The 14,396-nt window shown below is 48.8% G+C and carries 14 protein-coding genes; 7 read left to right on the forward strand and 7 right to left on the reverse strand.

The window, feature by feature from the left end; all coding sequences use genetic code 11:
- Positions 1-67 precede the first annotated feature (67 nt).
- The 3 genes from PSCS_RS10035 to PSCS_RS10045 form a co-directional block, all read right to left on the reverse strand.
- Positions 68-595, reverse strand: a complete 528-nt coding sequence (locus PSCS_RS10035; RefSeq protein ID WP_068811970.1) for a DUF4136 domain-containing protein — start codon at positions 593-595, stop codon at positions 68-70.
- A 127-nt stretch (positions 596-722) separates the two neighbouring features.
- Entirely contained in the window at positions 723-1,886 is a 1,164-nt protein-coding gene (locus tag PSCS_RS10040; protein ID WP_068811971.1) for a GGDEF domain-containing protein, read from the reverse strand.
- Between the two features lie 186 nt (positions 1,887-2,072).
- Positions 2,073-3,050: a zinc-binding dehydrogenase gene (locus PSCS_RS10045; protein ID WP_068811972.1), complete on the reverse strand. Its 978-nt coding sequence runs from the start codon at positions 3,048-3,050 to the stop codon at positions 2,073-2,075.
- Between the two features lie 249 nt (positions 3,051-3,299).
- Between PSCS_RS10045 and PSCS_RS10050 the strand changes: the two genes are divergently transcribed.
- The 7 genes from PSCS_RS10050 (at position 3,300) to PSCS_RS10080 (ending at position 10,140) form a co-directional block, all read left to right on the forward strand.
- Positions 3,300-3,473, forward strand: a complete 174-nt coding sequence (locus PSCS_RS10050) for a DUF1328 domain-containing protein (RefSeq protein ID WP_068811973.1) — start codon at positions 3,300-3,302, stop codon at positions 3,471-3,473.
- Positions 3,474-3,795: 322 nt separating this feature from the next.
- Positions 3,796-4,365 (forward strand): SCO family protein, encoded by a 570-nt coding sequence (locus PSCS_RS10055; protein WP_082866600.1) that lies wholly within the window; start codon positions 3,796-3,798, stop codon positions 4,363-4,365.
- Between the two features lie 28 nt (positions 4,366-4,393).
- Entirely contained in the window at positions 4,394-5,911 is a 1,518-nt protein-coding gene (locus PSCS_RS10060) for a methyl-accepting chemotaxis protein (protein WP_068811974.1), read from the forward strand.
- A 447-nt stretch (positions 5,912-6,358) separates the two neighbouring features.
- Entirely contained in the window at positions 6,359-6,649 is a 291-nt protein-coding gene (locus PSCS_RS10065; RefSeq protein ID WP_031214897.1) for a helix-turn-helix domain-containing protein, read from the forward strand.
- Positions 6,639-7,988 (forward strand): type II toxin-antitoxin system HipA family toxin, encoded by a 1,350-nt coding sequence (locus PSCS_RS10070; protein ID WP_068811975.1) that lies wholly within the window; start codon positions 6,639-6,641, stop codon positions 7,986-7,988. The genes PSCS_RS10065 and PSCS_RS10070 overlap by 11 nt, the downstream gene beginning before the upstream one ends.
- 18 nt (positions 7,989-8,006) lie before the next feature.
- Entirely contained in the window at positions 8,007-9,011 is a 1,005-nt protein-coding gene (locus PSCS_RS10075) for a YecA family protein (RefSeq protein ID WP_068811976.1), read from the forward strand.
- A gap of 10 nt (positions 9,012-9,021) precedes the next feature.
- Positions 9,022-10,140 (forward strand): hypothetical protein, encoded by a 1,119-nt coding sequence (locus tag PSCS_RS10080; RefSeq protein WP_068811977.1) that lies wholly within the window; start codon positions 9,022-9,024, stop codon positions 10,138-10,140.
- A gap of 143 nt (positions 10,141-10,283) precedes the next feature.
- Here PSCS_RS10080 and PSCS_RS10085 read toward each other — a convergent pair whose 3' ends face one another.
- The 4 genes from PSCS_RS10085 to tnpA form a co-directional block, all read right to left on the reverse strand.
- Positions 10,284-11,597, reverse strand: coding sequence for an ATP-binding protein (locus PSCS_RS10085; RefSeq protein WP_068811978.1), 1,314 nt, complete (start codon positions 11,595-11,597; stop codon positions 10,284-10,286).
- A gap of 346 nt (positions 11,598-11,943) precedes the next feature.
- The gene (gene tnpC / locus PSCS_RS10090) at positions 11,944-13,527 is read right to left on the reverse strand and encodes an IS66 family transposase (RefSeq protein ID WP_068810616.1); all 1,584 of its coding nucleotides are present in this window, start codon (positions 13,525-13,527) and stop codon (positions 11,944-11,946) included.
- A gap of 85 nt (positions 13,528-13,612) precedes the next feature.
- Entirely contained in the window at positions 13,613-13,948 is a 336-nt protein-coding gene (gene tnpB, locus PSCS_RS10095) for an IS66 family insertion sequence element accessory protein TnpB (protein WP_068810617.1), read from the reverse strand.
- Positions 13,945-14,316 (reverse strand): IS66-like element accessory protein TnpA, encoded by a 372-nt coding sequence (gene tnpA / locus PSCS_RS10100; protein ID WP_068810618.1) that lies wholly within the window; start codon positions 14,314-14,316, stop codon positions 13,945-13,947. The genes tnpB and tnpA overlap by 4 nt, the downstream gene beginning before the upstream one ends.
- Between the last annotated feature and the right edge of the window lie 80 nt (positions 14,317-14,396).

Here is a 14,396-nt window from a genome sequence, read left to right on the forward strand (position 1 = left end):
TAAACAAGCTGATACATTCAGGCTTTGTCACATGGCATCGAGCTGACAAAGCCGGCTGACTTCGTATTTATAGACTGGGATAACTTTCCAGTAAACCGCGGAATGCATTTCGAAATTCGGGCCTGGCATCATTTTCATGCATATATTCGCCCGGTGTCACATTATGAATACGGTGAATTTGGCCGCCCCAGACCACATCCTCCTCTTCTATTATCTCCACCGTTATTGTCGCAACATAGCGCAGCGTAAATCCCTCACCGGTTCTTCGATCAAAAGGGTCGATGTCCTCCTGTTCGGCATTAAGATTGACGTGCTGGTAACTTAGTTTCACCACAACATCGCCTAACCGGTCATTGCGCACGATACCCTTTTCCTGAAAAGCAGCCTCGAATTCATCGACAACGTAGTCAGACAGAAACTCAGGGATATCTTGTGTCTGAATACGGTAGGTCTGATAGCTACCATAATCACCGGGGCAGCAAACTGTCACATTGTATCCAATTTGATGTCCGGTGGTGTTTGCACATGCAGCTAAGGTTAACAGGAGAAATAAGCTTGACATCATTTTAGCCAGACTGAATTTGGTGTGATCCATGATGCACCTCTAGGTTAATGCAGGCGACTTTGCCTGTAGTCAGAATCTAGCATTGTGCAGGTATCTAATATTGAGCCATGTCAGCATTGTGGTGGTTAGTTCAGAGAGGGGGTCCGGCAGCAGCACTCTAATCCTGATACCACTGAACGCGATTGCGACCCTTGTTTTTGGCGCTGTATAGCGCCTTGTCGGCCTGGTTCAGCATTTTCGACAGTGTTGTCTCTGTGTTCTGGTTCGAAGAGACAAGACCGATACTGGTGGTTGGCGTACTTGAGGTGAATTCAGGGTTATCAAGGTAGAGTTGCTGGAATTGCTCCCGCAGATTGTCAGCAAAGGCCTGCGCCGATTCGTGGCTGCTCTCTGGCAATAAAATGGCAAATTCTTCACCACCAATGCGCCCTGCTACAGTAGTGTTATCAGACAGAGACTGAATGATCTGGCCAAAATCCCGGATCACTCTATCACCCGTTCCATGACCATATAAGTCGTTGATACTTTTGAAGCGGTCCAGGTCAGCAAGCAGTAAAACGGAGATAGTCGCATTCGTTTTACTGCGCTGCAGAGCTTGTTCTGCACCTTCTTCAAATCCACGGCGGTTACTGAGTTTTGACAGACTGTCGGTAATTGCCTCCTTCTTAAGGTCATCCATCAAATCCAGTGAAACAGATACCATCAATGCAATCGCCATGGTGATGGCCATCACGATAAAGCTGAAATGCACCAGCCCCCAGTAGGTAGACTGATCAAGCGCGTTGTAGGTGTCCGTTCCATCTGGTGTCCAAAACGCCATCAATGGGCGGATGATGAATATCGCCAGGGAGAAAATCATGACCCATAACAACAGGCGGTCAGAGAAGCGGTTTTGCATACCGGAAGAGAACTGCTTTAGCGGCAGAAATATCATCAGGTTCAAGGCGATGCTGGCCACCGCAATGCGTGCTACCAGGTTGGGGCTGACCAGTAAAAACCACACGAGTATAGCCATGGCAGAGAGCAAGGTGGTTGACATACTTATCCAGGGAATGGCTATTTTGTTTCGCTGCAAAGGCGCCACCAATATGGTGGCAACGCCCAGCAGAAAGCACAGATTGGAGGCGATACGCTGGGCATTCATGAGCCAGGGAGGGAAGGTATCCTGAAACAGGAAGCCAAACGCAGTCAGTAAGTAACCCAGTGATGCTGTCAGGATATAAGACAGTTCACGCTTTTTTAGCCAAAGCACGAAAAAGGCAGCAAACAAGATGATGCCTGTAGTGGGGCTGAGTAATGAAATCAGGAACTGACCTGACAATGGAGCTCTCCAGGATGCCCTTTGTGGCATGCAGGTTTAGATAAGTTAAGGACGTAAAAAGCGGGCGAACCTATAATACACAATAGGGCCGAGAGTGTCCGTAGTGATCAACCGCCACGACCCCAGAACTGCTAAGGTTGTGGCGGTTATTGAGGTGGTATGTAAAAACCGATGATCAATGGGTTTTTACGGATGAACCAGGATTTTACCGGCTTTTCCGGCCTTTAGGCTGGCATTGACCGCATCCACGATATTATCAACGGCAAATTCACCGCCTGAGGGCAGATGAAGTTTTTGCTGTGCCGCCAGTGAAACAAGTTCGCCCATCAGGCGGGCACGTTCCTCATGAGGCATCTCATTGATAATGCGCGCTCCCCAAAAGCCTTTGACGACAATGTGGTTGGAGATCACTTTGCTGGCGTTTAGCTGTAGAGGTTCCCCGGTGGCAGAACCAAAGACGACCAGTAACCCGTCAACACCCAGCAAGTCAGCCACATCAGCGACCACAGCCCCTCCCACAGAATCGATGGCAGCCTGGGCGCCATTCTCGCCCAGAATTTGCTGTGCTTTTTCCTGCCAGCCTGCATCATCAGTAGAGAGTACATGCTCGCCGCCGTGGTCTTTAACAGCCTGAATCGCATCTGATCTGCGTACCAGATTTAATACATTCAGGCCACGTTCGCGGGCCATGTCGATGAACAGCTTACCAACCGTGCCGTTAGCCGCGGTCTGGATAACCCAGTCACCTTCTTTCACGTCCAGGAACTCAAGCAGTGTGATCGTGGAGAAAGGCATGGCGACCAGTTGCGAAGCCACAGTGTCGGATACCTCTTCCGGTACCGGAATCAGACCTGACGCAAGTGCGATGAAGAAATCGGCCCAGGTGCCCAAAACACCTGCAGCCACCACTCTCTTGCCAACCAGTGTTTCATCACCCCCGGGAGCCACCGACTCCACGACACCAACGGCCTCCGAGCCGGCAAGTGCTGGCAACTCTGGTTTGATGCCATAGCTGCCGCGGATGGTCCACAGGTCGTGATTATGGATGGGAGAATAGATTGTCCGAATAACCACTTGGCCGATATCGGCCTCTGGCTTATCCATGTCGATCACTTTAAGTACGTCCCTGGGCTCACCGAATTGAGTATAACTTGCTGCTTTCATGATCATTTCCTTGTTTTTACAGGTAATAATTTATCAGACCAGGATTCGTTGAATAAGTGCCTGAACCTGTATGTGAGGGAATAAGACATGGGGGCAGTACGTTCAAATTACAACAGTCGTCTAGTGACTGTCTCATTAACGGACAATGTGGACTTTGCATCCATTGGCCGATTCTGAGAGTATGAAGACGCAAGATAGCTAGACAGGAAAATGGACTAACACAGGTCTTGGACCTGTAGGGAGAAAACCATGTTAGGTTGGGCTATTACATTTCTTATTGTAGCTTTGATTGCAGGCGTACTGGGCTTTACTGGTATCGCCGGGGCTGCAGTTGAGATCGCACAGATTCTATTCTTTATCTTTATTATCCTTTTCGTTATCGCCATGATCGCGAGGGCTGTGAAAGGTAAACCTCCGCTATAGAGGTAGCTTGCATTAGTAGCAGGCCGGCCTAACGGCTGGCCTGCTACCATTAAACAATCGCATCCACATTTATTGCCAATCTTGTACTCATCACTTCAAATACCTTCCAGTACTGCTTAATAGAACACAAATTTCTTGTGTTACGCGATTAAGAAATCGTTGGAAAATCGTTAAGAAATAAAAAAGCTTCCGATAACCTAGATCAGAAATGTGATCTGTTTCACAACTTTGTACGTATTCGTATGACTAAATAATTGCTGCGTACAGACAAATTGCTACGCCAACGAATTCGTTATCTGAGACTCTGGTAGAAGTGATCGCCATGCAGAAACTCTCACTCTTGTTCTTGTTGATAGCCTGTGTGCTGCTGGCATTTGCCTTGCCATTATTGCCAGCCGTGGTCGATGGTGATGAGTTTTACGGGTTAAGCGTGACCAATGATGTGCCTTCATTACCGTTACCAGTCTCTGATACGGAGGCGGACCTGCGAGTGGTTTTCTTTGGTTATCGTTCCTGTGCAACGGTGTGCCCGGTTCAGTTCGGCAACATGATGCAATTGCAAAAGCGTCTGCAAGGGCTGGCGGTTGAGTTTGTGTTTGTGACGCTCGACCCTGAACGCGATACCGACCAGTTGTTGAAAGAAACGGCAGAGCAGTTAGGACCACAGTTTGTGACATTTCGCCCGCAGAGTACCCGTGCTGCTCAAAAACTGGCGCTGGCCTATGGTGATACAGCGGCACGCGTTCAACATCGATCGGGATACGATTTCGATCACAGTGCCAATTTGTATGTCGTGACTGGACGCTGGCAGCGGCAACTGATTTATGCGCGCCACGACCTGAATATCGACAGGGTAGAAAACGATTTGCGCCAATTATTGGCAGCACGCTAGTACCGATTTTTAACAGGATTTATCACGAATGATGAACGCTGCAGTGCTACATGATCAGGCTAGAGAAGATATGTTAAAGAGCGACAGGCAGCTGCTGGTCATTCTCATGCTGCATTTTCCGGTGGTGGCATTTCTGGTGCCCATTAATTATGGCACCACAATGTTTACTCTGCTGGCCACTGTGCTGGTGTGTATCATTGCACTTGCAGCTTACTGGCTGCTTCGCGGTACACGATATTGCTCAATTGTATTTTCCCTCTGTCTGATGCTGTTTTCTGCGATTATGATCCAGGCTCAGCTGGGCCGGATAGAAATGCATTTCCATATTTTTGCGGCATTGGCGTTGCTGACGATATATCGGGACTGGTTGCCGGTGGTCATTGCAGCGGGGTTCATCGCGCTTCATCACCTGTTTCTCACGGCGTTGCAGTTAAGTGGCGCATCATTGGGGGCAATGCCGCTGATGGTATACAACTATGGGTGTAGCTGGGGTATTGCGTTCATGCATGCTGCCTTCGTAGTGTTTGAAGCGGCTATTCTGATTTTCTTTGCTTTACGGATGGGTGCGGAGCGAGAACAATCCTATCGCATGATTGCACTGATTCATGCGTTTTCCAACGACAAGGACTTGAGCGAAAGGTTATCGGGTGAAGCCGTAACGGTTCGAACCTTCAATGACATGCTTGATCAGTTTAGCGGTTTGATTTCCCGACTTCGGGACTTGTCGACGTTATTGCTAAGCAATGCGAATCACCTGAATCAGGTCAGCAGTAAAACGGGAGAGATTGTCAGTTTCCAGCAAGCCCAAATGGAGCAGGCCGCCGCTGCGACGCATCAGATGTCGACCAGTATCCAGGACGTTTCTGGTAATGCGCACAGAGCCTCTCAGGCTGCGATTGAGGCGACTGAAGGTGCAGAGCAGGGCAGTCAGCGCATGGTTGAGGCTGTCAGCCTGACCCAAAATACCAAACAGGTATTGGAGCAGGCATTACTGGCTGTGAAAGAACTGGAGAGCAAGGTCGGTGCAATTACCACGCTAAGTGATCAGATCAATGATATTTCCGAGCAGACCAACTTGCTGGCACTGAATGCGGCCATTGAAGCGGCACGCGCTGGTGAGTCCGGGCGGGGCTTTTCCGTGGTTGCAGACGAGGTACGCTCACTGTCGCGGCGCACTTACGAATTCACCAATGAAATACGGCAGACCACGGGTGAACTGAAAACGGTGTCAGATAGTGCTATTGATGCTATTGAAAGAGGGCAGTCACATGCTTCGGAAACCAATGATGCGGTAGCTGAAACCCGACGCGTTATCGAAGTGGTGCAACAGGCCATTCATGCAGTCAGTGATATGAACACGCAAATAGCCGCCGCCAGCGAACAGCAGGCTGCCACTTCCTCAGAGATCAACCGCAATATCCACCAGGTGGTGGATCGGAACGGCGACATAGTGGCAGAGACCGGAAAGTTGAATGCCATGGCGCGCGAACTGGATGCGTCCATCGAGCAGCTGGAACAGGCAGTAGGTCATTATCGAACCGAGTAGCAAAGTAAGCAGACAACAGGGTCAGGGAAGGTCGACTTGTTTAGTCTCGGGTAACTCATCACTTAATCTGCGATGAAGAGTTCTTCGGACTTTACTATGCACGCATTGAATGACATTAGGCAATATTACTCAATATTCTGGATCTGCTCATTGAGTAGCGGTCTAGACCCTCGAAAAATCAATAAGTTACCGAAAAGAAACCGTTCAAAAATGCCTGTTTGCCCACCAAACTGCCCACCACTTGCCTATGGCTTTTACTAAATCTTAGTGGTTAGCAATGGAAAAACAGTGCCGTTTTTATGCTGCTGTTAGAGCTAAAACATAGCAGTTTTGAAGGGCTTTATCGAGTGATTTTTCAACACCTCATCCGTTAGCGGATACAATAGTATCCAATTTCTGTTTTATTTAGCTATAATGGATATAACTGTATCCACTCGGTCTTTGCGGATGAATTTTACCTTACTTGATGATACCGATGTAAGCCAAGCCTATGCGGCTTATTTACGTGAGTTACGAAAGCAGGCAAAGCTGTCACGAGCGGCGCTTGCTGAGCGAAGCTGTGTACCTGCGGCCACCATTAAGAAATTTGAGCTGACCGGGCAAATTTCATTTCGCCAATTGCTGTTGCTATGGCAGACCCTTGATTCGCTAGAGAGGCTCTATCAACTCACACAACCTAGCAAAGAACGGGTCACTATGCCCTCTAGTATTGATGAGGTGCTAAAAGATGAGTTTTAAACCCATTCAAAAGCTCGCCGTGACTCGCACCTTAAGTTCAGGTGAGCAGGTTGCAGTAGGGGTCTTGGCGCAGAATCGGCAAGGCGTTTTTTTCCAGTATGCAGACAGCTATTTGCAGCAGTTTGGCAACTTATCACCTTTTACCTTGCATGCGAACGCGCAAGTTCAAGTCGCTCCTAAAGCGCCGCACCAAGGTGTGCATGGCGTATTTGGAGATTGTTTACCCGATGGCTGGGGCATGCTGTTACAAGATCGTATTTTCCGGCAAAAGGGCATCCTACCTAATCAATTAACGGCGATGGATAGGTTAGCCTTTGTCGGTGATAAAGGCATGGGAGCATTGTCTTTTTCTCCGGTGTCTGAGTTTTCAGCCACCACGCACGCGGATATTGATTTAGCGACGTTAGGCTTAGAAGCACAAACGCTGTTCGATTCTTCGATGTCAGATTATATGGATGATAATCACGATGAGTTAGATGGGCATACTCAACAGGTGTTGGCCGCATTAGTCGCCGGAGGTAGTTCGGGTGGGGCAAGGCCTAAGGCACAAATTTATATGCCTGCTGGGGAAACTCAGCATTGTCGAACCTTTGCTCAGCCTGGAGATGAGGCCTGGCTGGTGAAGTTTACCTCTAAAAATCTCGCACTTGGCCATGAAGAAGGTTTGTGTGAGGCGGTTTATTTACAAATGGCAGAACTTGCTAAGTGTCAACCGCCGCAATGGCAACTCATTGAAGCACCACCTACAAGCGGTGCGTCTGCTTGGTTGGCGCTTAAGCGTTTTGATTATGTCACTGAACAGGCCGACTTAGGCAGAAAGCGCAGTGCAGGTCGATTGCATATGCACAGCGCTTGCGGGCTGCTGGATGCAGACTTTCGAACGCCAAGTTTAGATTACATTGATTTAATTAAAGCCAGCCGTCAGTTGTGTAAATCGCCAGCGGCTGGACAGCTGCAATTTCGCCGCGCCATTTTTAATTTGCTGTCGTCTAATCAAGACGACCACAGTAAAAACTGGGCGTTTTTGCAAGCGGATGACGGTCAATGGAACCCTGCACCTTTTTACGATGTTACCTACAGCCCGCATCCATTCAACGAACACGCCACTGCTTTCGGCGGTTATGGCAAAGCGCCATCGCTTAAGGTGATGCAAAAACTTGCTACTAGTGCTGGCTTTGCGAATTGGAATGATGCAAAGCAAGTTATTGAAGAAGTCGCAGAAGCCATCAGCCAATTTACGTATCTGGCACAGCAGCAAGGGATCAGTAAAACAACAATGTCCGTGATTGCTAAGACATTGGAGCAGCGTAAACAAGAAAATGCAGCGCTTTTTCTATAACAATAAGAAGGGACAGTAATGAAGCTCGGCCGAAACGATCCTTGCCATTGTGGCAGTGGTAAAAAATTTAAACGTTGTTGTATGAGCAGCGTTTCCAAGCAACATGCCCAAGTCTTCGATGATGTTGAAACCATGCTTGCAATGAACCCAAATTTGAGTCTTGATGAACTCAATACCGCTTTGCAGCACAAAGTGCAAGAACGCAATCATCAACCTCATCCCGATTTTTGTGGCTTAACGCCAACGCAAATGGCCAATTGGCTTTATGCGCCTTTTGATGAATTAAAGTGGGTGACAATTTGCACTCCCGACTCTCTTTCTGCCAGCCCAATAATGCGTTATCTAGCCCTCATTCTTGATGAGGCCATGGCGCAAGAAGGCTCCTTCAAAGCCACGAGTAAAGGCAACTTACCGGCTAAGTTGGTTAAACAGGCCAGTGAGTTATTGCCTGAGTTTGCCGTTGCTCAATTCGAACGTAGTATAAGCATCAGCGAGTTTTCGGGCAGCAACGAAGACAAATTTAATGCCTTGCACTACACCCGAGTGCTTGCCGAAATTAGCGGTATTATTTATCGACGTAGCGGCCGCTACCATGTGAAAAAATCAGCGCAAAAGCAGTATCAGGTGTTAGGTATACAAGCATTTTTTAAACCTATGTTAGAAGCCGCCATCAGCAAATATAACTGGGGCTATTTGGACGGTTTTGAGTTTGATGCCGACTTGCGAACCTTTTGGCTGTTTATGCTGTGGCGTATTCAAAGCCACAGTAGTGTAGATCTGCTGGTTGAAGAGGTGAAAGTGGCTTTCCCAGATTTACTACAGGGTTTCCCAGCAGATGATTACTTCTCGCCGGAAAGAAACTTAAGCATACTCATCGAATCACGGTTTATTGAGCGATTTTTACAGTTTTGGGGATTTGTGACCCTTGATCCAAGAAGTTTTTTAAACACGGAATCTGTTGGTAGGACGGTACAGGTACTGCCTTTATTGAAACAAACTTTTCAATTCACAATAAATACATAGCAAGGTCATCGTGAGCGAATATCAATACTATAAATTTGAGCGTCTGGATGGGTATTTAGATGCTAAAGCACGTCAAGCACTCAGGGCCATTTCAAGCCGTGCCGAGATCAGCGCTACGTCCTTTCAGGTGTATTACACCTACAGTGACTTAAAGGCAGAGCCTTTTGAGCTGATGTTAAAATACTTTGATATCGGTTTTTACTATGCCGATTGGGGCTCAATCGATGCATACATCAAGCTACCAGCAGGAACGCTTCCAGATGCGTTACTTGGCTTTTCAAGTGATGGACTTCATGTTCACGAAAACGATGAGTGGCAGTTGCTGATTTTTTCCCTTGAGGAGTATGATGAGTATTTTGACGATGAGCATGCTGACGACTTTTTCCAGCATTTAGCTGCTTTACGCGGCGGGTTAATGCAAGGGGATTGGCGCCTTGTGTACTTTATGTGGCTCAAAGCGTTTGATTTTAATGATGGCGTTGAGCGAGTGCCGTTAATTCAATTCGATTTTGAGCACCTCAGTGAAGAGGAGCAGGCGTTTGCTGCGCTGTATGATATTCCCTTAGCATTGGTTAAGTCGCTCGCCATGGTGCTGAGCGAACAACCCAGTCACCAAGCCAAACAAACTCAGCTTACGCTTGATGCGTGGATCCATAATCTCTCGCAAGCAGAGAAAGACACGCTATTACGCACGTTGTTTGAGCAAGGCCAGCTAACCCGTCACCAAGCCTTAGCGCTGACGCGAAAAGAACCTGTCAACACAGACGAGATCTATCAATACTGGTTAACCTCCGCCGTCATTTCTCCTTTCATTGAGCAAGCGCAAAGTCAATTACAGCAAGAGCAAGCCGCAGCACTCGCAAAGAAATTAGCTATCGAAAAAGCGGAAAAAGAAAAAGCGTTGACGGATATCTACAATCAACGTGAGCACTACTGGCAGCAATCACAAGAGCAAGCGGATCGAACTTGCGCCAGTGGTTACGATGCGGCATCACGCTATCTGCATCAGCTGTTTGAGGCCTATCAGTTCAAAGCTGATGAAGCGGCGTTTGAACAACGCTTTAAGCGCTTTGTTGTGGCGAATAATAGCCGTAAAGCACTGTTAAATCGCTTGAGTGATTTGCTTTAAACGATGAGGCGATAGGCTGGCCAAATGACGTTAGCAAAAAACCGATTGAGGGTTGGTTGAAAGGTTGTAAGCCCACCAAAGGTCTACAAATTGTTACCTATGAAGTCACTTTGTGTAGACCTCGGGGTCTAAGCAACGCGCTTTTACCATCTCTGTGGTAAATACTGCGTGAAATACAAAGGCATCACGATATTGGTTTGTTCTAACGCTGAAGAGCCTTGTGTACCAGTTAACTTAAAGGTTTTACTTGGAGTACATTTTTCTACGTAGGATGCCAACGATTTTGCTCTTGTACGTTTACCACTTTTGACTTCAACAGGGACGATATCGCCTTCATCGGTTGCCAAAATAAATTCGATTTCGGCGCGAGCGTCATTCCATGAATAGCTTGGGTCAACGCCAATAGCAGTGAGCTCTTGTTGCACAAAGTTTTCAGCCACATAACCTTTGTATTCATATTTTTGTTGCTTAATCTCTTTATAACTGCTGCCTAGCATATGATTGAGCAGGCCCACATCAAACAGAAACAGTTTAACCATATTTTCTTTTTTATAGGCTGCTAGTGGCGATTTTGGTAACCCTTCAACAGGGTAGTTTGGTAAAGCCAAACGGCAGCAGTTAAGCCAATGGATCGCGGTTTCAAAATCGCTATAACGAGATTTACGCTCATGCACATGCTTAAATTTAAAGCGTTTAACCGACTCATCGCTGACAAGTGATAGCTGGGCTGGAATGCTATTAAACACCGATTCAATCAGTGTGGCATCGACCTTGCCCGCGTACTTACCGAAATCGCGGCGATAACCTTCAACTAAATTGGCATGAATTATTCTGACTTTTTCAACACGCTCTAGAATGCTTGAATCCTTAAACTGATACCAAGCAGAAACGGCTTCCGGCATACCACCGGTAAAAAAATAGTCGGTTAGTTTATCCATCAATTTAGTGTGCACCGCCGGTGTGCTTGCTTGACTATCAAATGCTTTGATCAGTGCTTGCTCGTTGGATGCGTAAATAAATTCTTGGAAGGTCAGTGGTCGTAAATTGTATTGTTCTACCTTGCCTACAGGGAAGGTATTGAGCAAACCAATGTTAGAACCGCTGGCTGCGACAAAATAAGACGGTGCTTTTTCGGCAAAATACTTCAGCGAAGTTACGGCTCGTTCACATTCATCAATTTCATCTAATATCAGCAAGTCAGTGTCTGGATTGAACGCTTGGTTGGTTAACAACTCAATGTTCATGACTAGCTCGTCAGGTGACAACGAGCCATCGAACGCTTCTTTGTAAGCTGGGTTTTCAAGGAAGTCGATACGAAGGATGTTGGCAAAGGTATTCCCAAACAACTCTTGCAGTAGATAGGTTTTACCTGTTTGTCTTGCGCCATCGATCAATAATGGCTTGCGCACAGGTTGACTTTTCCATGCTATTAGGGCGTTGAGTAAGTTGCGCTGCATTGTCATTTCCCGCCAAGTAAGACTGTTAACTGCCTAGAGTATAACTCAGTCTACACTTATATGCGCATAAAAGTGTGATATTAATCATTTATACGCGCATAAAAGTGTGATTTGGTGGTTTTTGGCATTCAGGGATTCACATCATCGCCTTGGCCAACGCGCAAACTAAACCTAAAAGTAGGATATAAATCCAAATATATTGAGTAAAATGGGAATATAGTCCCTTTGGTTGGTGATATGGCTAAGCGTGATTTACACAATGTGCTGTTTCCAAAGCAACGAAAAATCCTGACTCTTTTTGGTGAGGACTTGCTGTTGGCGATGAAACGACGTAAGCGTTCGCTCATCACACATTGACAGCCGTTTCCGGACTCCAGCTGTGTGGCAGCAGCTCAGCAATGGCACTGGCCTGCTGGGTCGGCAATCGGGCCAACACATCTTTCAGGTACTCATAAGGATCGTGACCGTTTAACCGGGCCGACTGTATCAGACTCATCACAGCAGCGGCACGCCGCCCGCTGCGAAGCGAGCCAGCAAAGAGCCAGTTTTTGCGACCCAGCGCCCAGGGACGCATCTGGTTTTCAACCTGATTGTTGTCGATGGGCACACCGCCATCATCCAGATAACGGATCAGGGCACCCCAGCGTTTTAAACTGTAATCGATAGCCTTAGCCGTTGCTGTGCCATCAGGCACTTTTTGACGACTGGCCACCAGCCAGGTATGTAGCTCATCGGCAATCGGTTTGGCACGTTGTTGCCTGAGTATATGGCGCTGCTGATCATCAAGCCCCTTGGCCTGACGCTCTATCTCATAGAGTCGGCCGATCTGCTCCAGGGCAGTGGCCGCCAGCGTGCTTTTACTGCTCTCATGCAGCTCGAAGAACTTACGACGAGCGTGCGCCATGCAAGCCACTTCGCTCACACCCTGGCCAAAGCTGGCTTTGTAACCGCTGTAATCGTCGCAGACCAGCTTGCCCTGCCAGCCCTCAAGGAAGCGGCGGGCATGCTCACCGGCACGCGAGGGTGCAAAGTCATACACCACTGCCTTGGTGTCAGCATAAGGGGTCGTGCAGTACGCCCAGATGTAGGCTCGACTGGTCTTTTTCTTACCCGGCTCCAGCACCGGCACCGGTGTTTCATCGGCGTGCACAACCGGATGATTCAGGATCGTCTCACGCAGCGCATCGGCCAGCGGCTGCAGGGCGTGACCACAGCGGCCCACCCAATCCGCCAAGGTGGAACGGGCAATCGGGTAACCGGCCCGGCCAAAGATGTGTTCCTGGCGATACAGTGGCAGGTGATCGGCGTACTTGGCCACCAGTACGTGGGCCAGTAATCCGGTGGTCGGCAGGCCTTTATCGATCACGTGTGCTGGAACCGGTGCCTGGGTCAGGGTTTCGCAGTCAGTGCAGATCCACTTGCCACGGATATGCTGCTCGACACTGAACACACCGGGTGTATAGTCCAGCTTCTCGCTGATGTCTTCGCCGATGCGTTTGAGCTGACAACCACACTGGCAATGCGTGTTCTGAGGTTCGTGCCGTATGAGTGTACGAGGCAGCTCAGCTGGCAATGCCACCCGCTTGGGCTGCGTTTTGGGTTTGTTGTTGATCGGCTCATCTTTGACCAGATCTGCCCACTGCTGTTCGATGGCGCTGGTGTCGGCATCGATGATGTCCTCAAGCAGACTGCGCTGCAGTGAGTCGAGCTTCTCGCTTTGTTTACCGAACTTTAAACGGCGAAGCAGCAGCAACTCATGTGAAAGCTTGGCGTTGACCGCTTCCAGGTGCTGGTTGCGCTGCTCAATACGCTCAGTGCGTTGTTGCAGGGCTTGCACCTCGACCTGCTGCTCGGCGGCATTACCCATGAGCTGGGTGACCAGGGCGCGCAGTTGTTCGGCATCCAGCTTGTTCAGATCCGGTTGAGTCATGGCACAAGTATGCCACTGCCAGGCGTTCAGTTCGATACGCTTATTGGGTAATAGCACTGAGCACAAGGGTATGATTCGATATACATTACACGATAGTGACCACCCCGGCTTCGCCGATGCGCTGCCAGGGCAGACCTTGAACCAGCGCCTGCAGCTGCTCATCACTGAGCGACAGCTGCGCCGCTTGCCACGGCTCGCTCCAGTAGAACTTACCGCGGTTCAACCGCCGGGCACACAGCCAGATGCCCAGGCCGTCGTGGATCAGCACCTTCATCCGGTTGGCGCGCTTGTTGGCAAACAAATACGCACAATGCGGCCGGGCACTGCCGAAGACTTGAACCACCCGCGCCAGTGCCGTATCAGGACCGGCGCGCATATCCAGCGGTTCAGTGGCCAGCCAGATCTGATCAATACGGATCACTGTAACAGCTCTCGCAACAACGCCAGGCATCGCTCCATCTGTGAGAGCGGCAAACTGATGTTGATGCTCTGATGGCGATACGGAATCTCCATCCGGATTGATTCACTGTCAACGCCTTGTCTGGCACTTGATACGGACGAGGCCTGACCAGGCATTGGCAGTGCGACAAAGCTCGGTGTCGTGTCAGTCGTGTTGTTCTTCGCCAATCGAATCCATTTACGCAGCATGTTGGCGTTAAGTCCGTGCTCCAGTGCGACACGGGCCACCGAGGCGCCAGGTTGCAAACTGGCAGTAATGACTTTGTGTTTGAATGCCTGGGTATAGCGTTTGCGCTTAGGTGCGCGGTTAACTACGCTTATTTCGTTCATGATAGGTGTCCGCTTAAAAATAAGTGGACACTATCGAATCAGACGCATGTCAATTCAAGATGTGATGGCCGGACGGATAC

It is taken from the genome of Pseudohongiella nitratireducens (assembly GCF_001642735.1).
GTDB classification, from domain to species: domain Bacteria; phylum Pseudomonadota; class Gammaproteobacteria; order Pseudomonadales; family Pseudohongiellaceae; genus Pseudohongiella; species Pseudohongiella nitratireducens.